This is a genomic window from Guptibacillus hwajinpoensis, assembly GCF_020171785.1.
GTDB lineage: Bacteria > Bacillota > Bacilli > Bacillales > Guptibacillaceae > Guptibacillus > Guptibacillus sedimenti.
This window is the reverse complement of record NZ_JAIVAE010000005.1, coordinates 1-21,593: the sequence shown is the minus strand read 5'-3', so window position 1 is coordinate 21,593 and position 21,593 is coordinate 1. Positions and strand designations below refer to the sequence as shown.

Genomic DNA, 21,593 nt, shown 5'->3' with positions numbered 1-21,593 from the left:
TTATTTTCTACCATACTGCTTATCGAAGTACTCTTTATATTCCCCACTTATAATTTGCTCCCACCAGTCTTTATTATCTAAATACCATTGAATAGTTTGAGCAATGCCTGTTTCAAAATTATATTTCGGTTCCCATCCTAATTGCTCCAATTTAGTAGGATCAATTGCATAACGTTTATCATGGCCTAATCGGTCTTCAACAAACTCTATTAAGGTTTCTGATTTACCAAGTGTGTTAATAATGGACTTTACAACTTCTAAGTTCGTTTTTTCATTATGCCCACCAACGTTATATACTTCACCAATTTGCCCTTCATGCAGCACTAAATCAATTGCTGAACAGTGGTCAATAACATGTAACCAATCACGAATGTTTTTACCATCACCATACACAGGAACTTTTTCTTCATTTAATACTCTGGAAATTGTTAATGGAATTAACTTCTCCGGAAAGTGGTAGGGGCCATAATTATTTGAACAACGTGTAATGTTAACAGGTAAGTCAAATGTTTCATGATATGCTCGAACAAAAAAATCCGAAGATGCTTTACTCGCACTATATGGGCTATTTGGTTGTAATGGAGTGTTCTCTGTAAAGAAAGTGGTAGGGTCAAAATCTAGCTCACCATAAACTTCATCTGTTGATACATGTAAGAATTTAGTAATACCTACATGTTTTGACGCATCAAGTAAGGTTTGTGTTCCTACTACATTAGTTTGTACAAACACACCTGGATCTGTAATTGAGCGATCCACATGGCTCTCAGCGGCAAAATGTACTACAAAATCAAATTTTTCTTTTTCGAAAAGAGACATGATTGATTCACGATCTGCAATATCTGCTTTAACAAAGAAATAATTATCTTTCACTTCAATGTCTTTATGTTTCGTTAAATCACCAGCGTAAGTTAATAGATCTAAATTATAAATAACATATTCAGGATATTTATTAACCATGTATTGAACGAAATTACCACCTATAAAGCCCGAACCACCTGTTACTAACATTTTTTTTCTTTTCAACTATCTCACCTCTTGTTTTAGTTCCTCTAGATATCTCTTAACAGCATCTTGCCATTTTGGTAAAGGATGGAATCCGTTATTTATCAGTTTACTTTTTGACATCCGAGAATTTTTAGGTCGAACAGCCCGAGTAGGATACTCTTCCGTCGTAACAAGATTAACTTCTACCTTATTCTGATTTTGTATGAAAACTTCTTTAGCAAATTCTCCCCAATTACAAAAACCTTCATTAGATGCATGATAAATTCCATACTTATCACTTTGAATCATATCAATTAATAACCTTGATAAATCAAACGTATAAGTCGGGGAACCATATTGATCTCCTACAATATTTAATTCACTTTTTGTTTCGGCCAGTCCGAGCATTGTTTTGATGAAATTTTTCCCATTTATTCCAAATACCCAAGAAATCCGAACAATAAAAAATCTATCTAATTCTTGTTTTACTATTTCTTCAGCCTTATATTTCGTGAGCCCATAATACCCAATTGGATTAGGCGTATCTTGTTCTTTAAATGGATTTGACCCCTCACCATCAAATACGTAATCAGTACTTATATATATAAATTTTGCATCGACGTTTTTAGCTGCATTGGCAAGATACCTGGTACCTTCTACGTTCACACTCCAACATGCATCCCTATCATCTTCAGCCTTATCAACTGCAGTGTAAGCTGCACAATGAATAATGACATCTGGTTTTAATTGATTGATATATTCAGTTACCTTTTTTTCATTAGTAACATCCAACTCATTAGAACCTACGCCAATAACGTTTAAATTCCGTTCCACACCATGACGAACTACATCATAACCAAGTTGACCAGTTGCACCTGTTACCAATATTTTCAATGGATTATTTTCCATATTTAAAATTATTCTCTGCTTTCTCTAGTAGTGGAGCTGTCTCATCTTTGGAAGATAATATAGGTGTAATATCAACTGGCCATTCAATACCAATATCCGGATCATTCCAAATGATGCCACGATCACATTCAGGAGCATATAATTCATCCACTTTATATTGAACTTCAGCATTACTAGTTAAAGTCATAAAGCCGTGTGCAAATCCTTTAGGAACTAACAATTGCTTTTTATTCTCTTCAGTCAATTCAACTCCATACCATTCACCATAAGTGGGACTTCCAATTCGAATATCTACGGCAACATCAAATATTGACCCTTTTGTACATCGTACTAGTTTTGTTTGTGCTTTTGGATTCATTTGATAATGCAATCCCCTCAAAGTTCCCTTTGTAGCTGAAAAAGAATGATTGTCTTGTAAGAAATTCAAATCAAGTCCAACTTCTTTAAATTCACTATCGTTATAAGTTTCCATAAACCACCCACGATGATCACCAAATACTCTTGGTTCAATTACTATTACATTTTCTAAATTTGTTTTAATAATCTTCATACTGCACCTCTAGGATTAATATTTTATTTCTCCATTTGCAACTTTTAACAGGTATTTTCCATATCCAGTTTTAGAAAATAATTCACCTGATTCAATGAGTTGCTCTTTTCCAATCCAGCCAAATATATATGCCACTTCTTCGGGAGCAGCAATTTTTATACCTTGATGCTCTTCGACAGTCTTAACGAAATTTGTCGCTTCTACCAAACTTTGATGAGTTCCTGTGTCTAACCATGTAAAACCACGCCCTAAAAGTTCAACTTCTAATTCACCTGTTTTAAGGTATTCTTCATTAATTGATGTGATTTCTAGTTCACCGCGTTTAGAAGGTTCAACTTTTTTTGCAATATCTACAACGCGGTTATCATAAAAGTATAAACCAGTAATTGCATAATTAGACTTTGGTGCTTTAGGTTTTTCCTCCACACTAATTACCTTACCAGCTTCATTAAACTCTACTACACCAAAACGTTCGGGATCTGCTACATGATATCCAAATACGGTAGCACCTTTAATTTTACACGAGGCTTTTTCAAGTATTTTCCTCATACCACTACCATAATATATGTTGTCTCCTAAAATCATAGCAACAGAATCGCTTCCAATAAAATCCTCTGCAATTATAAAAGCCTGCGCAAGTCCATCTGGTCTTGGTTGAACTTTATATTCTAAACTTATTCCAAATTGAGACCCATCTCCTAGTAGTTCTTTAAATCGAGTGGTATCCTCCGGAGTTGATATAATTAATATTTCTTTAATGCCAGCAAGCATTAAAGTTGATAGGGGGTAATATATCATGGGTTTATCATAAACTGGTAGCAATTGTTTGCTAGTTACCATAGTCAATGGATATAAACGCGTACCACTACCACCCGCTAAGATTATTCCTTTCATAAGTATCATCCTTTCACCATTTTTCTTAATAATCCTAGTTGACGAATTAGAACTTTTTTATAAGACAATAGAAAAATCATATATGCTAATAGATAAATAAAAAAACTAATGAGTACATCGAAGTACCAATTCGATAAAATGAATACTATTACAAGTATTGATTCTTTGACAATATTTGAAACAACTGTACTTTGCATCAGTTTTGATAAGTATATTTCAGATATGATACTTCTGAAAGCAATTGATATTAATATTGATAGTGTCACAGCAAATATATTCTGAATTATAAAACCTGAAATATAACTAAGTACCACACTCAAAACTAACGTAATAAAATTAATTTTCAGCAAGTATTTTTCCTTACGCATTACTTTAAAATAAGTAGTACAGAGCATATTCATTTTCCCCTCATAAGAGCACAAAGGTAATAATATAATTAAATAAATTAAACTATCCTGATATTCAGGCAACCAAAAATGCAGAAAATACTTTAGAGGGAAATATAAAAGCAGTAATCCTGACAAAGTCACGCCTAAAAAATCTCGAGAGTGAACATAAAATTTTCTACGCTGACTTTCCCCTGACTGACGAAGTGCTGGAAATAAAACCATACTAATTTGAGTAATAAAAGCAAGCAAAAATGTAGCAAGTGTTAAAGCCAATGACAATTTACTAAACTCTGTTATTCCCCATTGTCTATCTACTACAAATCTACCAAAACCAATGATTAACAAACTTGCTAAATTAGAAAATAATAGATTAACACCCACTGAAATATTCTCAAAAATTTCTTTATAAACTTCTTTACTCAATATCATTTTTACAAAAATGATTCTTGATCCATGCTTCAAACAATAAAATAAAGATATTACCTTCCCTAATATATTTAGAACAATAAATATTATAAAATTATCGCATTTTAGTACTAGCAATATAGTTAGTACTAAAATGAAAAACAGCTTATCAATTATTACTGAAATCGAGAAGATCTTCGTTTTATTAACTGCTTGGAATATATACCCTAAAAAACCAATTGAGTTTATTAATGGTATGCTTATCGCAGCTAAGATATACACCCAAACCCTATCCCATACATCAATATATACAATGCTTAATACAATTATTATTACAGCTAAGAAAGAGTGTAAAAGAAATGCAACCCAAAATTGAGGACCGATTTTTTCAAAATTAAGGTCGTTATATTTCGCCCCTCCATTTTTCAAATATATACCATCATTAAGTCCTAAGTGAAACAATCCAACATATGAAGTATAAAAAATGTAAAGCTGAAAATATCCGAATCCTTCCAATCCAAGAACCTTAGGTACGATAAGAGCCATTGTTGCGCTTAATAAAAAAGATGTAAGTTGAGCAATAAAAGCAAAAATTAAATTACTATAAAACTTCTTAAAACCTAAACTTTTTCGCATTTAAAAACGATCCTTAATTTCTATTTGTTTTTTTGTTTTCTTTGACGATAAAGAAATATTAGGAGTTGCTAGTTTTTCAATATCAATGTATTTAGAGTTTCTTTAAAATAGTTCCTAGTGTTTTTCTTGAAGTCATTATACTTTATAGCATAAAATAAATATTTTGATGTTCGAAATATATACAGAGGTGTTAAAACAAGTATTGAAGCATTAATATACCTTTTAAAATAATATAACTCACTACTAACTAAGCAAGTATACGAGAAAGCTTTTATATGCTTAGTACTTTGTCCATGAGCATGGGTTATTTCGCTAGCAGGTAAATAAACAGTTTTATAACCTTTTTTCTCCATTCTCATACCTATTATCAATTCTTCTTGATATAGAAATGTATTCTCATCAAATGGAGTAATAGCTTTTGCACATTCTTCACTCATCATAAAACAGCAACCTGAAACTGAATGTACTTCAAACGGTTTAGTTAAATCCTTATCAGTTGCACAGAATTCTCTTAAAAATTCTCCTACTAATGGTGCGAAGATTGTTTTCCTCAAAAGATACTTATATTTTTCCTTTAAACCAGTTTTTACCCCCATATTAATCATTTGTATATCTCCATTAGGTAGGAAGATTTTTGGGCCAACTATACCTACTTTTTTATTAGCATCTAGATACTTTTTCATTTCATAGATGCTGTTTTGGGTAAATATTATGTCATTATTTGAAATTAATATTTCTTTACAACCATCCAGTATTGCTCGTTTAATACCTACATTATTGCCGGCAGAATATCCATTATTTTCTTTATTTTCTATTAGGGTTACTCTGGAGTCTTTTAATAAATCTTTTATTTTTTGGGGGGCATCTACTTTTGAGGCATTATCCACTAGATAAATATGATACTTACTTTTTTTTTCTTTAATAAATATACTTTCTATACACCTTGCAGTTTCGTCCCACGTTACATAATTTAATATTATTATTCCTATCATTGTTTCCTCCAATTAAATACCATTTATTATACTACTCCACTTATTTTTTATAGATTCTTCATTAAATGCACCTGTATTTGCTTCTTTATAAGAATTTAATGAGAGTCTTTCCAGTTCAGCTCTATTGTTATTTAAACTAAGTAATTTTTCATATATAAAATTAACTATTTCAAAATCTGTATAATCCGAATAAATTGTATTCTTTCTGTTATTCCATACTTCTAAGTTAGGCATATTATCGTAATTAAAAAATCTGAATCTGGGTTCTGTCAAATACCCGTTAATGTTACTTTTAACCATTTCAGGAATTGCATATAAATCAGTAGTAATAATTGTGTTTCCATTTTTCATAGCTTCTAACACAACTAGAGAGAAACTATCTTGTCTCGTAGGATTTAATAGGATATTTGATGAAGAGTAAATTTCATTCAGTTCTTCCTTATTAAAATTGAAATTGTATAGCTCAATGTTTTTATTATTGTTAATTTCTTTTAATGAACTATTATGTACCGACTCAATTTGAGTAACTATTTTCAACTTTATATTATCTATACCTTGAATCTTCAATCTCTTAAATGTTTCAATGATATCTTTTCCACCTTTAAGGTTGAAATTTGATGATATATATAAACATCGAATTTCCTTGTTATGGCATTTTAAACTTATTTTTTCAGGATTTAGATTTCCGTCATTAGGAATTAATGGGTATATTTGCTCAATAATAATTCTTTCAGGTATAGAATAGAAATTATTAAGTGTATCGAAACACGCTTTAGATAAGCAAATTATTGAAACTAAATTAGGATCTTTGAGATACTTGTTTAATTTCGCCTTTCCTAAATAGGACTTATTTCTCCCGGTGGAATAGTGCATTAGTGCTAATGGATTTTCAAGATAGATAATGTATTTTTTTGAGGATTTAAGAAACCTATTGTAACTAAAAGCAATATCAAAATTTCCATCTGGAATATCCAACCTTCTTATAATACCTACATGATCTGAAAACTTCGATTTCACTATTTTAGATATGTACTTCTTTAATTTTGAATTAGTTTCATATAATTTATCTTTTTTATAGATAAATTCAATATTCTTAATATTACTGTTGAATAGACTCACTAAAAAACCCCTAGCTTTTGTTGCAACATATACTTTTTTCATCATTTCACCGACTTCCATATGATAAATGTATTTTCTAACAAAAATTCCACTTTCTCATAATATTGTTATTATAGAAGGTTATTTAACCTTCTATAATAACACGATTATTTCTCAGTGGATTTCCAACTATTCTCTTTGACTTAATATCTAGAAGGACACTAGTCTGTTGATAATAAAATAATATTAATATCCAAAAAAAATAATATCTAAAATCATAAAGACCACCAGAAAACATTTGCACTACAATCATATATAATGGAATTCCCGATAATACATATAAAGGACTATTTCTGAAATCAACTATGATTCTTATAGAATAAAATAATAAAATAATAAAATATATCAATCCTAAAAAACCTATATCTAGCATTAATTCTAATAATAAATTATGAGGATACCCATAATTAGAATAATACCCAAAAGAGTTAATACCGTATCCAATCAAAGGATTTTCTTTAATCATTGTTAGTGCATCCGAATAGATTGTGTCACGTCCAGAAGTATAAATTTCTCCCGTTGATCGAAAAGTAACTCCAATAATCCTTTCGTTTATAACCTTCTTTAATGAGCTACCAAAAATGATTATTATGCTTAATAATGATGCGAAAATTGCTACCATCCTGAAATTTATTCCAAATGATATTTTCACTTTTTTAACATTTGAGAACTTGTGAATGACCCATAATATTAACAGTGTTACAAGAGCTCCAACTACTCCTCCTCTTGAACCCAATAGTATTATTCCTGAAATAAACATCAACGATATAAGGAGGTATAATTTTTTATCTTTAGTTAACCAACTATATAATGCGCAACATGTTGCAAAAAAAAGAATTCTTGTTGATACATTGGGACCACTAATACTCTGACCTCTCATATCACCATTGATCACGCTTAATATAATTGGAATAAAGTACAGTATTCCAATTATTATCCATATTAAAGATATGAATTTGATTAAGTCCTTTTGTACAATACTTATTAACGAGTAAATTGAAATACTTATAATTAATATTATTACTAAAATATCAAATATACCTAGAAAGGATAATTTTTTATCTTCACTATACATTGCGGATAAACTTAGTAGTATAGCAAAAATATAGTTAATACCTAAAAATATTTTCATATTTTCAGGTATTATATTACCCTGATAACCTATTACTTTTCCAGGAATTGACAATATCAAACAAAGTAGTAAAATAAATATAAAAACAAATCTAATTTCCAAATTAACATCTAAATTTGGAATCCTTTGTAGCGAAAAAGTTCCAGAAAGAAGTGTTAAAATAACAGATAATAAGGTGACCTTATGAAAACTCATTTATTATATACTCCCTTTTCAAGGATACTTTGTTTACTCTTCTAAATTTCATCTGGTAAGATACCAAACTTTTAATTACTTATCAGCCTCATCTTTTTTAAGGTACAAATTAAAGTCTACGGTGACTAGATAATTTGATTATTATTGATTTTTAAGGGAGTTATCTTGTGCTCTCTGCTTTCTCCCAAAACGGCTTTGCTTTTCCAGTTAATATACTATAAACTCCTGCCCATTGAGCTATAACAGTCGCACAGTAGTAATAAATTAAAGTTAAATATTTATTGTTAGTTTTCGTAAATAATTTCACGAGTGCCAATAGATAAAAAGCTACCTGCCCTATAAATGTAACACTGTAAACCCAAGACTCAGAAATAATAAAAGCATTTGATATTAATACAAATAAGTGTGAAATCCATAGTAAATACCTACAAGTTCTGTGTCCAAAATAAAAATAAGAAAACCATTTATACTTAAATATATTAAGTATTCTTAAATCAGGTAAAATATGCTTCAATATAATTCTATTCATTCTAACTTTTCTACCAAACTCATCTTCAATAACTTCACCAGCCTTTTCATAGGCCACAGCATCATGATTAGCAATTGCACGTTTACCTTGAAGAGCATATAAAGGTGGCATAGCGCTGTCATGACATTGAATTGGATTAAAATCATAATAGTCTTTTGTTCTACATGCGTATATTGCTCCATTACCAGCTGTAATAGTTTGTATTCTTCCTTCTATTTCACGCATTACCATATCGCTATCCCAATAACTAGCTTCAGCACCGCTAACGTCACTAGATTCCTGATTGACTATAGCCAACCGACCTGAAACATATGCAATATCTGTAGAAGTAAATGCTGCCATTAGTTCCGTTACAGAATTTTTATCCATTATTGAATTTGCATCAGTCATCACAAGATATTCTGATTTAACAGTTTTTTGTGCTTCATTTTGAGCATTTGTCTTACCTTTACGGGCTTTCACTTCATAAAGTCTCATATTTTGAACTTTATTATTCTTGATAAAATCTTCAACAATCTTATTTGTGCTGTCTGTACTATTATCTGATGAAATTAAAAACTCTATTTTGTTTTTAGGGTAATCCAGTTCGATAATATTATTTAATTTATCTAAAATTACTTTTTCCTCATTATGAGCTACTACCATCACTGTTACCGAAGGCTTATGTGAATAATCTTTATTCATTTGATTGCCACTATGTAGTTTCCCAATTATCTTTAGCGATATCGGATAACCAATCATTGCCCAAAATATAATAAAACCACTTACATAAAACAAGATTTCAAAGAATAATTTCATATTTATTCTCCCTTAATTTGATTACCATTAGTGTATTTTTCTTACTGGAGATCCAACATATTTGCCAGATTCATTAATATTTTTCAGCACTATACTCCCTGCTCCTACTATACTGTTTGATACAACATTCACGTTATTAGTAATCAAGCTGCCCATGCCTAACCATGTCTTATACCCAACCTTTACCGTACCAGCCAATCGAACCCCTGGCGAAACATGCACATACTCCTCAATAACATTATCATGATCAACCGAAGCGCTAGTATTAATAATGCACCCTCTACCTATCCTAGTAGAGCAATTAATCACAACCCCGGCCATTACTACTGTACCGGCCCCAAACTCAACTTCCTCACCTATCACCGCATTCGGATGAACTAACACAGGAATACTAGCACCCATCTCCTCTATTTCACTCTGTATCTTCTGACGAATTTCATTATTCCCAATACCAACCACAATATCTGAGTCATCAATATAGTTAATAACATCATTTGACTTCCCAACAACTTCAAACCCAAGTGCCGACTTACGCTGCTCATCATCATCTAAAAAAGCAATTTCTTTCCATCTATTCATTTTCAAAGCAATATCAGCTACGACTTTCCCATGACCACTCGCACCAATGATAATAAGACGTTCTCTCAAATCATTCCTCATCCTTTTTATTTCCTTTAAAAGGCTCCATTGTTTCAGAGGAATCCGAACTAATCCCTTCTCTAACAAAAACCTTTTTAATCGTTAAGAAAATAATCTTCCAATCTTCTACAAAGCTAACTCTCTCAACATACTTCACATCGAGATTAAACTTCTCTTCCCAGCTAATTGCGTTTCTTCCATTAACCTGTGCTAACCCAGACAATCCTGGTCGAACTTCATGACGTCTTTTTTGATGATCGTTATATAATTCAAGGTATTGTATTAATAGTGGCCTCGGCCCAACGACTGACATATCACCTTTGAAAATGTTAAATAGCTCCGGTAACTCATCAAGTGAAGTCGATCTTAGAAACTTACCAAACTTAGTAAGTCTTACGTGATCTGGAAGTAACTCGCCGTTACTGTCCCTTTCATCTGTCATCGTTCTAAATTTATACATCTTAAAAACTTTTTCATTCATACCAGGTCTATTCTGTGTAAAAAGAACTGGACTACCTAGCTTGAACCTAACTAACAGAGCAACAATGATAAAAACAACACTAAGAGCTATTATCGCAAGAAGTGATAAGACAATATCCATAAGTCTTTTTATGTAATTTTGATAGATTCCATTACTAGACTGATGCATCTTCCTCACCACAACCCCTTAACAACATCAACAACCCTCTTTAGATCCTCATCCGTCATCTTCGTATCCGACGGTAAACAAACGCCATTCTCAAACAACCGCTCACTAACATCCGTCCCAACAAAATCATACTTCTCAAAAAACGGCTGCAAATGCATCGGCTTCCAAATTGGTCTCGATTCAATATTTTCTGCTTCCAATGCTTCCATCACGTCAAGTGGTCGAACACTACCATTCAACGTCATCGCACTTAACCAATGATTGGCGTAGTCCCATTCATTTGCTGGCATAAACTCTACACCTTCTAGTGCGCCAAGTTCCTTTTTATAAAATTCATAGATTGCTCGCTTCTTTTCAACCCGCTGATCCAAAACCTTAAGCTGGCCTCTCCCAATCCCAGCTACTACATTACTCATTCGATAGTTAAAGCCTAGTTCACTATGCTGATAGTGTCTTGCAGTATCTCTAGACTGTGTAGCCCAAAACCTCGCTTTAGCAATTTTTTCTTCATTATTTGAAACGAGCATTCCACCACCGGAAGTAGTGATGATTTTATTACCGTTAAAAGAAAAAATGCCGTAATCACCAAATGTTCCCGTATGCTGGCCTTTGTAATAAGTACCTAGGCTTTCCGCAGCATCTTCAATAAGTGTTACGTTATGTTTTTTGCAAAGTGCTACGATTTGATCCATATCTGCTGATAGTCCATAAAGATGAACAACGATAACAGCTTTAACGTCAGGATATTTTTTGAATGCTTCTTCCAACGCTTTCGGGCACATGTTCCATGTTTCTTCATTACTATCAATAAAGACCGGAGTGGCATTTTGATAGATAATTGGATTCGCTGTAGCTGAGAACGTGAGAGTTGGACAAAAAACAATGTCTCCTTCCTCCACTCCAGCTGCTTTTAAGGCAAGGTGAATGGCAGCAGTTCCTGATGAAAGAGCTGCCGCCGATTTAGATCCTACTTTCGAAGCGAGCTCATTCTCGAATTCATTTACGTTCGTTCCAAGAGGAGCGATCCAGTTTGTTTCAAACGCTTCATTCACATATTGCAGTTCATATCCTTCATCACTCATATGAGGTGACGAGAGAAAAATCCGATCTCCCATTGCTAAGTACTTCCTTCCATGCTGTAGTCTATTTTTTGCTATGTATGATTGTATTACGTTTTGTTGCTTAGTACTTAACTGAAACTATTTTCTTCAAACTAACTACTAATCCACTAAAACATCAAAGTTAGAGGCACTGGGTGGATGACCACTCAGCACCTTAACGTTTCAAATGTATTTAAGAATGATTACTTCGCATACAACAACTCTTTCTCAGAATTGATGCGATTATGGGCAATATCCAAAGCCTTCTCTCTAACTCCAAGCTTATCCATATCCTCAAACCGTCCAACAAAATCCATCACAATGCTCAAATCCGCATTAATCGACTTCCCAACATAGATCTTAGGATAAATCTGCTCATCATGAACCTCATCTTTGCCAAGAAGTTCTTCATATAGCTTCTCCCCAGGTCGAACTCCAGCAAACTTAATCCCAATTTCATCAACGGAGTAACCAGATAATTTAATGAGGTTTTCCGCGAGGTCGACAATCTTAACCGGCTCACCCATATCAAGAACGAAAATTTCTCCGCCTCGTGCCATGGCGCCAGCTTGAATCACTAGTCTTGATGCTTCCGGAATTGTCATAAAGTAACGAACCATATCTGGATGCGTTACGGTAACTGGTCCACCCTTTTGAATTTGCTTCTTAAAGAGTGGAATCACACTACCGCGACTTCCAAGAACGTTACCAAAACGGACGGCTACAAATCTTGTTGCGCTGATCTTGTCCATTTGTTGCACAATCATTTCCGCCAGACGTTTTGTTGCACCCATGACGCTTGTAGGGTTAACAGCTTTATCTGTTGAAACCATCACGAATGTATCAACATCCGCATCGCTTGCGGCTTCGGCAACATTTTTTGTGCCAATCACGTTATTTTTCACTGACTCATGCGGGTTTGCTTCCATTAAAGGTACGTGTTTATGCGCTGCTGCATGATACACAACATTTGGACGATGGATTTTCATCACTTCACCAATTCGTTCACGATCCTGCACATCTGCAATGACTGGAATAAACGTAATAGTATCACCGTATGTATTGCGCAGCTCCATTTCAATTGTATAAATGCTGTTTTCTCCGTGACCAAGTAGGATCATTTGATCTGGATTAAACTTTGAAACCTGACGACAAATTTCGGAACCGATGGATCCACCAGCACCTGTAACAAGAACCGTTTTTCCAGTGAGCGTTTCTGCAATGTTTTCTGTATCCAATTTAATTGGCTCGCGGCCTAGTAGATCTTCTACTTTTACATCACGGAAACTGTTAATCGATACTTTACCTGTCATTAAGTCTTCGATCATTGGAATGATTTGCGTTTTCGCCTTTGTTTTCGAACATTCTTCATAGATGCGCTTCATCTCTACTTTTGAAAGAGATGGAATGGCAATGACGATTGTATCGATTTCTAGCTTTCTTACTTGTTCTTCGATATCGACCGTTGAGCCAAGTACAGGAACACCCATAATCTCAAGGTGCTGCTTTTTAATATCATCATCAATAAAGCCAATCGGATTAAGATCAGAATCAATACTTTGTCTTAACTGTCGGACAATCATCATTCCTGCTGATCCAGCACCAATAACGAGAACGCGCTTTTTCTTATTTTTTGTATTCATATACGTGTCTCGGTACATGCGCCATGCGAAGCGTGATCCACCGATCAGTAGCATATGAATCATCCACGTAATCGATAGCGCTCGGAAGTAAATATCCTGTAGCATGACGAACTGCGCGAGTGCTGCTAGAGCGATCGAGAACGTCACGACTCGGAAAATAACGACTAACTCCCCGATACTCGCATACTGCCAGGCTCGTTTGTACAGCTTGTAATAGTATGAAAAGAAATGATGACCAAGTAAGAGTACAATCGAGCTTGCGATAATCGGTTTTGATGAAAGAAAATCATTATAATTTAAAAGAAAGCTACTAATAAAAATCGCACAAGCTACAATCAATGAATCTATCACGATTAACGACGATAACCGCTTTCGATAAGTCATTTACTTGCACCCCACTTTTGATTTTGTCATTCGCTCTTCAATGGACCGGTTTAATAACCCCTGAATTTCTAGCAGCTTCTGATCTGGTGCATCTTGCTTAATGTACCGAATGGCTTTTCGAATCGATTTAGGTAATTGATCCGTCCCCTTCATTTCACCACTCCCCCTTTTGATAAACGCTTACGGTGACTTATGACACGCGCCTTAAGTCACGCTAATGTTCCAAAAAAATACTTCTCTAAAGAAGTATTTTCTTATTTATTTCTGCGCGTAGTAGTAATAATAGCTACCGTCTTTCATCTTCTTACGGTTAAGCACAACCCCAAGCAGCTTTCCCTTAGCTGAATCGAGGCGTTCTTTTGCTTTTACTGCCGCTTCTCGTTCTGTCGTTCCGCTACTAATGACAAGTACGGTTCCCTGAACTTTATTTGCGATTATTTGCGAATCGGCCACCGCAAGTACAGGAGGACAGTCGAAGAGTATAATGTCATAGTGCGAAAGTGCCTCTTCTATTAGTGCATCCATTGCTTTTGAACCAAGAAGCTCAGATGGATTCGGTGGAACTGGTCCACTTGTTAGCACGTCTAGATTCGGTACTTCTGTTGCCGTCGTAACATCCGTTAACTCTGCTTGACGCGTAAGCACATTTGTTAATCCTCTTGTGTTCATCACGCGGAATGTATAGTGAACTGTTGGTTTACGAAGATCCGTATCAGCAATCAGAACCTTTTTTCCTTGCTGTGCGAGCACAACACCAAGGTTCGCAATCGTTGTAGATTTCCCTTCCATTGGACCAGAAGAAGTGACCATGATCGTACGCATGTCTTCTTCAACCGAAGCAAATTGAATATTTGTACGGATCGTACGGTATTGCTCGGCGATTGGTGACTTTGGATTTTGGTGCGTTAAAAGACTTCTTTCCTTGTCAACTTTAACAGCTCCGCGCTCTTTACGACTCAACTGCTTCACCCCTTACTGTCTTTTTGCCTTTTTTCTTTGAGATACCTGCTTCGCGATCTTCAATGACAGCGATTGTACCTAGAACTGGTAAGCCAAGAACTTTTTCAATATCTTCTTCGGTTTTAATCGTGTTATCCAGGTATTCAAGTAAGAATGCAAGTCCAACACCAACCATTAAGCCTACTACTAATGCAATTGCCATGTTTAGGACCGGATTTGGATTCACTGGAGAAGGTGTGCCTTCAAAGCCAGCTTTTGAAAGAATGCTAACGTTATCGACGTTCATGATGTTGCTAATTTCTTTTTCAAATACGCTTGCTGTTGTATTTGCTATATCGACTGCTACTGCCGGATCAGGATCGGTAACCGATAATGAAACAACCTGAGAATTTTGCGCATTGCTTACTGAAATTTTATTGTTAAGTGCGCTTGTTGTCATATCCAGTGAAAGATCTTCTTTTACATCATCTAGAATCGTTGGACTTTTAATAATAACGCTATATGTATTAATCAGGTCCACGTTTGTTTTAATTTGGTTGTAATCAAAGCCATTTTCAGAATCTGCTTTTTGATTTACGAGAATTTGGGTTGAAGTTTCATAAATTGGGGTAAGAAAGAAATAAGAGACAACACCGCTTGTTGCTGTAGCAAGTAGAGTAATAAGTAGAATGAGTGCAAGACGCTTTTTGAGTACTTCAAATATTTCCTTTAAACTAATCGTTTCTTCCATAAGGTGCCTCCAACGCAATCGTCATTTATTTTAATACAGAAATAATTACAGTTTTTACTATAACACAGAAAATCAGTTAAAATTAGGGTTTTTTTTAGCTTAAAACCATTAAAATCGTAAATAGTAAGATAGATACATAGAATCATGTCGAACACTGTCGAAGAAAACGCTTCCTTTACATAAACTTCACGAAATTTCTTCATAGGAAAATCCGCTTATTTTGTAGATAAGCGGATTTTCGTGTTTTTTCGCTATTAAAATAGACCAAGGACCTTTTTCTTTTTGATTCGTTCTGGGATGTCTTTGTCGATCATTTTACCTTTGATCATTTCTTCTGGGTTTTCCTGTACTTCATACCGTTTTGACATGCCAAGCTCTTTTTCCACCACGTCGTATGCGTCTCTTAAATCAAACGGACGCGTTGTGGTGTTATGTGAATCTGATGCAACAAAATGAGCGAGGTTATGTGAAAGCAGATCAAGTGAGAATTTTTTTATCTTCTTGCCCATTCTTCCCGTTACGCTAGATGCTGTTACTTGACTTAGTGAACCTTCTTTAATTAAACGATAGAGCTTTGATGGATCTTCCATGATTTCTCTGTTCCGCTCAGGGTGCACGATAATGGGAACGATCCCTTTAAGCTGAAGGTCAAACAGTAGCTTATTCGCATAGCGCGGAAGGTGACTTGATGGAAACTCGATCAGCATATAGACGCCTGAGTTGTTTACTGTGAGAAGATCCACATCAAGATCCTCTTCCATCTCTCCGTATATTCGCACTTCCTGTCCAGGAAGGATTTCGATGTCGATACCTTCTCTCGTTAGTTCTTTGTTTAATCGATTTACTTCTGTCACGATGTCCTGAAAGTTGTTATCAAAGGTTCCATTTTTATGGTGAGGACTGGCCACGATGCGCGTGATCCCTTGAGATTGCGCCTGACGCGCCATCTCAAGACTATCATTCAAATCTTTAGCGCCATCATCAATCCCCGGTAGAATGTGACAGTGGATATCAATCATGCTTTCCTCCCCTTTCTGAGCGGTATATATATGTTTTTTTAAGATACGTGAATGTGTTCTTTTTGAAGAACGTCTTTTAATGATGTTACCATAATATGAAACTTCATGCATCTTGAATCAGTGATTTTATGGAAGGTATTTACTTTACAAAATAGTTCGACTTATAATGAAAGGTAGACTTTTAACCTTTCAAGAAGACAACTACTCTATGGAAAGATGGAATGTAAAATGAAGAAGTTCCTTATCATCGTTGGCGTGATTCTCGGCGTTCTTGTCGTAGCCGGTGGTGGCTACGCCTATTACTTATATGACTCTGTGAAAGACACCGCAAGCGATATGCATGAGCCGATTAACCGGGAAACCTCAAAGCTCCGAACGGAGAAAGTAGAGACAAAGGAAAAGGATCCAATATCGATTCTCTTAATGGGTGTTGATGAACGAGAAAATGACCAGGGTCGCTCTGATACGATGATTATGATCACCGTAAACCCAAATGACAATTCGATGATGATGTTTAATATTCCACGCGACACAAGAACGGAAATTATCGGTCGTGGAACAGTAGAAAAAATGAACCATGCGTATGCCTATGGCGGGGTTGAAATGGCGATGGATACGGTCGAGAACTTCCTCAATGTACCCATTGACTATTATTTTAAAGTAAACATGGAAGCATTCGAAGATGTGGTATCCGCTTTGAACGGTGTGACAGTCGATAACCCATTTGCCTTTGATTATGATGGCTATACATTCCCTCAAGGTGAAGTAAGCTTAAATGCAGATGAAGCACTTGCTTTCTCTCGCATGCGCTATGAAGATCCGAAAGGCGACCTTGGTCGAAACGATCGCCAGCGTGAGATTATTAAAGCGATCATCGACAAAGGTGCGAATGTTGGTAGCATTAACAAGATTGACGACCTACTTGAAGCAGTCGGCAGCAACGTTAAGACGAATATGACGTTTAAAGAAATGAATGATATTTTCAAGAATTATAAAGGTGCGCGTAACAACATGGAGACGTTCGAGATTGATGGTAGTGGTGAAATGATCGACGGTCTCTGGTATTACATCGTATCTGATCAAGAGAAGCAGTCGATTACGCAGAAATTGAAAGATCATCTTGAGCTAAGCTAGCACACTAGAAAAAGAAGGCCTCTTCCAATTCGTTTGGAAGAGGCCTCCTTTTTGCTATTCGATTTCTAGTTTAGATAGCGACATGTTCTTTGATAGGATATCTCGAATCTGGTCTATGTACGGCTTTGCTTCGCCTGCCTGCTTCGCTTCTCCTTCAACTTGCTGCACAAATTGCTGTAATTCATCCCACATGGGGTTTTGAACCTCTTTCCCTTTCATTTCAAATCCTCCGTTTTCTAGTAAACTATTTTGCGATTATACCATTTATTTCAAGAAGTGCCTATAGAAAGATTGTTAATTATCTGTAAACTAGGTGTGTCTAAGAAGAAGTTCCTTTAGGTGGCAAACTTTTAATATGCTAATTTCGGTATATTTGTACCCGTTCGTGGGTATATTAAAACTAGTAATCATCATATAAGCGATACAAAATTAGCGTTTTTCTTTTCCGCGGAACGACAGACTTTGATAGCGGTATCGCGTATAGTAGAGTCAAGTTTTGCATTCGGATGCTTTCACAGTTGTGATAGATTCTTTACGAATAAATGATCAGGGTTTCTAAAAGGGAGATGAGGAAATGCACTACCAGGAAGAAGGCAACTTCGCTGTCGGTATGGTATGGGGCGTCTCATTAAGTATTCCTCTCTGGATCGCTTTGTTTGGGTGGGGTAAGATTTTGTTGAGCGTGGTAAGTTGAGATAGATAATGAAAAGGGCAGTGCGGGTGCACTGTCCTTTTTTTACGAGGGGCGGTTGATGTTGAGTCGTATTTGACTGTCCGTGTGGGGTGGATTTTGTTTGGGTTTTGTCTTTGAGGGGGGTCAGGCTCGGGTCTGACCCCCCTCCTCTCTTCTCTATTTGCTATAAGCAACGATGCCTTCTGTTATATGAGTCATAAGTTTGCGAAGATATGCTGGATTTGAGAGGTTGTGATCATCTTCCTTATTTGTCATAAACCCCATTTCAATCAGCACTGTCGGGACTTGGGACCAATTAAATCCTGTGATATCACTTCGGAACGAAATGCCGTTCGTGTCGATTGACTGATTACGTTGAACAGCGCTGAAGATAACTTTGGAAGCTTCGAGACTTTGTTTATGCTTGGCATGAGCTTCAGCTGGAGTCAGAATATGAAATCCTTTTACGCTGCGATCATTTGATCCATCGGCGTGTAATCGGATAAATAAGTCTGCTTGATGCTTGTTTGCTATTTCTGCTCTTTCTTTGTTGCTGATATCCACCATATTCTCCATTCTTGTTAGAACAACATTAAATCCTTGCTCTAACAGGTATTCTTTTAAAATCAGAGCTGCTTCGAGCGTTAGTTCATACTCGGGTTTTGCTGTGCTAACTCCCTTCGTACCTGAGGAAACTTTATCCTTCATTTGTTTGCTTCCTGGAGCAACGGGCTCTTGATCGTCATTGGCTAGCTGCTGGTGACCGGGATCAATGACGATGGTGAAGTTTTTCTTAGGACTGGGAGAAGATAGTGCTCTTTTGGGTTCGGCTTCTTTTTTAGGAGCTACTGTCTTTTTGGTTTGATCTCCTTCAAAGGCCGGCTGTGCTGGCGTTTGACCCACTTCACTCTCCTGCGCGTTGTAGGAGAAAAGAAATATGGATAGGAAGAGGCCAACGAGAAGGATCGAGCCAGATATTATCGCTACTTTTCTTCTGCTTCTCACTAATAAAGTTCCTCCAAATCTTCTATGAGCTTCACGTTGTACGCTTCAACGTTAGTTAATGAGCCATCATAGTAAGGATCCGGAAAATACCAGGTTTTTTCCGCGAAGTAACTTGCTAGTTCATCCGATTTGAAGACATACCCGTGGCGAGCAAAAATTTCATTTCTGGCTAAACGAAGTTCGTCTTTATTGAAAGAAGTGAGTTCACTTTCAGATAGTTTGATAACGTCACTGTGTGGTAAGAGATAGGAAGTTGTGCTCTCGATGTAATCAAACACTGGATCTGCGGTGTATTTGGTCATCATTTTTTCATTAATAAATAACGTCATTTCTCCCCAGTTGGACGCTTCTAACACAGGAATGGAATAGCCGCAGGAGCCAGAGTACCCGCTAATAACTGCTGATGGAAGTGTTTTTGGATACTGAGCGACGCATTCATTTCCGACGCTGATGTTCCAATCTATTTGCATTTGTTTTTCTAATTCATAGGCAACCTGCAGCACTTCGATTGACCACTTTTTGATCGGAGCTAAATTCTGTTGATCGTAGAGGGTAAATATGTGTTCTAGGTTAGCAGATGGGATGTCGTTTGCTTGAATGAGGAGTTTTCCATCGTTCTTTGTGATATCCCATTGCCCCAAGGAAATCTCTCTTCCGTTTGCCTGAATCGAGAGGTTGTTAAGCTCTTTCATGGCGCTGTCGATGTCTGTGATTTTCACTTCTGTTTCAGTGATGTTTTTCTCTGGTTTGGTTTCTTGATTGATTTCTTTGTTTTGCTCTGATGTTTCTTGTGGCTCTTCTTTTGTTTGGCTTGCTTCAGTTTTTTCTTCCTTCTTGGAGCTTTCGTCTTGTTTTAGTGCCGACTCGTTACTCTTCGGCTTTTCTGTAGCAAGCTTACCCATATAGAATGCGCCGCCTACAAGTAGACCAATGAGGATGAATAAAGCGAATCCTATCAACGGTTTTGTGTATGGTCCTTTTCTTTTCACTCTTGTTGGCGTGATCTTCTCCATTTGTTGTACCGGCTGGCCGCAAGCTGTACAGAATTGACTTCGTTCTAATTTATTCCCGCAATTGGTGCAATGCTCCACCCTTTCTGCCCCCTTAGCAACTCAGATTTCCCTCAACCAGTATATGGGACAATTGGTAGGGATAGCACTTCAGAGTGAGGGGGATGTCCGTGTGGGGTGGATTTTTTGAGGGTTTTGTCTTTAAGGGGGGTCAGGCTCGAGCCTGACCCCCTTTAAAAAATAAGAACATAGCCCTCTTTCCCTCCCTTTATCTGGATAACACTAGATAATCAGTGCTAGCTCATTTATTTTAGGAAAGGTACTCTGTTCCATATCTTCCCTTCCTTTCCTGTATTATAATGGGGAATAACTTATGGAGAGGAGTTTGCTAATGAAATTTCTACACGTTCTTGGATCTCTTGTTCTTGCTTCTTGCTTTTATTTATTCTTCTTAGAGGACAATGCAGCTGCGATGATGGACACCGGTTCGAGAGGATCAGAGGTTGAGCACATGCAAAGGGTGTTGGAGAAACTGGATTACTTCCATACGACACCAACGGGCTATTATGGTTCAGTGACGGAACAAGCAATTCGCGATTTCCAGGTAGACTTCGGACTTAGTGCAGATGGCGTTGCCGGTACGAATACGCTAAATATGCTGAGTAACCTTGAGATGATCGCGCACGTGGTTCACGGTGAGTCACGCGGTGAGATTTATGAAGGAAAGGTTGCTGTGGCGTCTGTTATTCTGAATCGCGTTCAATCCTCTGCGTTTCCAGGGAGTACATACGGGGTGATTTTTCAGCAGAATGCGTTTACTGCACTAAATGATGGTCAGTATTGGCTCACACCTGATGCGTCTTCTTACCGAGCAGCGAAAGATGCGTACTTTGGATGGGATCCATCTGAAGGGGCGACGTATTACTATAATCCGAGCGGCGTTTCGGATGAGTGGATTTTTTCGCGTGACGTGATTAAGACGATTGGGCAGCATGTGTATGCGAGGTAGAGGATAGTGGATTGAAAGAAGCAAAGTCCGTGTGAGGTGGACTTTGCTTCTTTTTTGTTTGTGGAGG

22 protein-coding genes are annotated in these 21,593 nt (G+C 36.3%); 2 read left to right on the top strand and 20 right to left on the bottom strand.

Annotation, left to right across the window (positions count from 1 at the left end; all coding sequences use genetic code 11):
• The 17 genes from rfbB to LCL91_RS08760 all read right to left on the bottom strand — a co-directional run bounded on the left by rfbB (position 1) and on the right by LCL91_RS08760 (position 16,695).
• Entirely contained in the window at positions 1-1,023 is a 1,023-nt protein-coding gene (rfbB, locus tag LCL91_RS08840) for a dTDP-glucose 4,6-dehydratase (protein WP_224881771.1), read from the bottom strand.
• Positions 1,024-1,878, bottom strand: coding sequence for a dTDP-4-dehydrorhamnose reductase (gene rfbD / locus LCL91_RS08835; protein WP_224881898.1), 855 nt, complete (start codon positions 1,876-1,878; stop codon positions 1,024-1,026).
• A gap of 4 nt (positions 1,879-1,882) precedes the next feature.
• The gene (rfbC, locus tag LCL91_RS08830; protein WP_224881770.1) at positions 1,883-2,443 is read right to left on the bottom strand and encodes a dTDP-4-dehydrorhamnose 3,5-epimerase; all 561 of its coding nucleotides are present in this window, start codon (positions 2,441-2,443) and stop codon (positions 1,883-1,885) included.
• Positions 2,444-2,458: 15 nt separating this feature from the next.
• The gene (rfbA, locus tag LCL91_RS08825) at positions 2,459-3,337 is read right to left on the bottom strand and encodes a glucose-1-phosphate thymidylyltransferase RfbA (RefSeq protein WP_224881769.1); all 879 of its coding nucleotides are present in this window, start codon (positions 3,335-3,337) and stop codon (positions 2,459-2,461) included.
• A 5-nt stretch (positions 3,338-3,342) separates the two neighbouring features.
• Positions 3,343-4,767 (bottom strand): lipopolysaccharide biosynthesis protein, encoded by a 1,425-nt coding sequence (locus LCL91_RS08820; RefSeq protein ID WP_224881768.1) that lies wholly within the window; start codon positions 4,765-4,767, stop codon positions 3,343-3,345.
• 68 nt (positions 4,768-4,835) lie between these two features.
• Positions 4,836-5,759, bottom strand: coding sequence for a glycosyltransferase family 2 protein (locus LCL91_RS08815; RefSeq protein ID WP_224881767.1), 924 nt, complete (start codon positions 5,757-5,759; stop codon positions 4,836-4,838).
• A 12-nt stretch (positions 5,760-5,771) separates the two neighbouring features.
• The gene (locus tag LCL91_RS08810) at positions 5,772-6,923 is read right to left on the bottom strand and encodes a glycosyltransferase (RefSeq protein WP_224881766.1); all 1,152 of its coding nucleotides are present in this window, start codon (positions 6,921-6,923) and stop codon (positions 5,772-5,774) included.
• A 79-nt stretch (positions 6,924-7,002) separates the two neighbouring features.
• Positions 7,003-8,244 carry an O-antigen ligase family protein gene (locus tag LCL91_RS08805; RefSeq protein WP_224881765.1) on the bottom strand — a complete coding sequence of 414 codons (1,242 nt, stop codon included), beginning with the start codon at positions 8,242-8,244 and terminating at the stop codon, positions 7,003-7,005.
• Positions 8,245-8,404: 160 nt separating this feature from the next.
• Positions 8,405-9,571: a glycosyltransferase family 2 protein gene (locus tag LCL91_RS08800; RefSeq protein ID WP_224881764.1), complete on the bottom strand. Its 1,167-nt coding sequence runs from the start codon at positions 9,569-9,571 to the stop codon at positions 8,405-8,407.
• 27 nt (positions 9,572-9,598) lie between these two features.
• The gene (locus LCL91_RS08795) at positions 9,599-10,219 is read right to left on the bottom strand and encodes an acetyltransferase (RefSeq protein WP_224881763.1); all 621 of its coding nucleotides are present in this window, start codon (positions 10,217-10,219) and stop codon (positions 9,599-9,601) included.
• Position 10,220: 1 nt separating this feature from the next.
• Positions 10,221-10,859 (bottom strand): sugar transferase, encoded by a 639-nt coding sequence (locus LCL91_RS08790; protein WP_255639982.1) that lies wholly within the window; start codon positions 10,857-10,859, stop codon positions 10,221-10,223.
• Positions 10,860-10,864: 5 nt separating this feature from the next.
• Positions 10,865-11,974: a DegT/DnrJ/EryC1/StrS family aminotransferase gene (locus LCL91_RS08785; protein WP_224881761.1), complete on the bottom strand. Its 1,110-nt coding sequence runs from the start codon at positions 11,972-11,974 to the stop codon at positions 10,865-10,867.
• Positions 11,975-12,162: 188 nt separating this feature from the next.
• Positions 12,163-13,986, bottom strand: coding sequence for a polysaccharide biosynthesis protein (locus LCL91_RS08780; protein WP_224881760.1), 1,824 nt, complete (start codon positions 13,984-13,986; stop codon positions 12,163-12,165).
• Positions 13,987-14,139 (bottom strand): hypothetical protein, encoded by a 153-nt coding sequence (locus tag LCL91_RS08775; RefSeq protein ID WP_159785920.1) that lies wholly within the window; start codon positions 14,137-14,139, stop codon positions 13,987-13,989.
• 105 nt (positions 14,140-14,244) lie between these two features.
• A complete protein-coding gene (locus LCL91_RS08770) occupies positions 14,245-14,946 on the bottom strand; it encodes a CpsD/CapB family tyrosine-protein kinase (RefSeq protein WP_224881759.1) in 702 nt (233 codons plus the stop codon).
• Positions 14,936-15,676, bottom strand: coding sequence for a YveK family protein (locus LCL91_RS08765; protein ID WP_224881758.1), 741 nt, complete (start codon positions 15,674-15,676; stop codon positions 14,936-14,938). The genes LCL91_RS08770 and LCL91_RS08765 overlap by 11 nt, the downstream gene beginning before the upstream one ends.
• Before the next feature lie 254 nt (positions 15,677-15,930).
• Positions 15,931-16,695, bottom strand: coding sequence for a tyrosine-protein phosphatase (locus LCL91_RS08760; protein ID WP_224881757.1), 765 nt, complete (start codon positions 16,693-16,695; stop codon positions 15,931-15,933).
• Positions 16,696-16,923: 228 nt separating this feature from the next.
• On the opposite strand from LCL91_RS08760, the gene LCL91_RS08755 reads away from it, so the two are divergent.
• A complete protein-coding gene (locus LCL91_RS08755) occupies positions 16,924-17,829 on the top strand; it encodes a LytR family transcriptional regulator (RefSeq protein WP_224881756.1) in 906 nt (301 codons plus the stop codon).
• A 54-nt stretch (positions 17,830-17,883) separates the two neighbouring features.
• Here LCL91_RS08755 and LCL91_RS08750 read toward each other — a convergent pair whose 3' ends face one another.
• From LCL91_RS08750 to LCL91_RS22230, 3 genes are all read right to left on the bottom strand, one after another.
• Positions 17,884-18,048 (bottom strand): hypothetical protein, encoded by a 165-nt coding sequence (locus LCL91_RS08750; RefSeq protein ID WP_159785935.1) that lies wholly within the window; start codon positions 18,046-18,048, stop codon positions 17,884-17,886.
• A 631-nt stretch (positions 18,049-18,679) separates the two neighbouring features.
• Positions 18,680-19,507 carry an N-acetylmuramoyl-L-alanine amidase family protein gene (locus LCL91_RS08745; RefSeq protein ID WP_224881755.1) on the bottom strand — a complete coding sequence of 276 codons (828 nt, stop codon included), beginning with the start codon at positions 19,505-19,507 and terminating at the stop codon, positions 18,680-18,682.
• Positions 19,507-20,598, bottom strand: coding sequence for a YARHG domain-containing protein (locus tag LCL91_RS22230; protein ID WP_224881754.1), 1,092 nt, complete (start codon positions 20,596-20,598; stop codon positions 19,507-19,509). The genes LCL91_RS08745 and LCL91_RS22230 overlap by 1 nt, the downstream gene beginning before the upstream one ends.
• A 310-nt stretch (positions 20,599-20,908) precedes the next feature.
• On the opposite strand from LCL91_RS22230, the gene LCL91_RS08735 reads away from it, so the two are divergent.
• Positions 20,909-21,526, top strand: coding sequence for a cell wall hydrolase (locus LCL91_RS08735; protein WP_224881752.1), 618 nt, complete (start codon positions 20,909-20,911; stop codon positions 21,524-21,526).
• Positions 21,527-21,593: the final 67 nt, after the last annotated feature.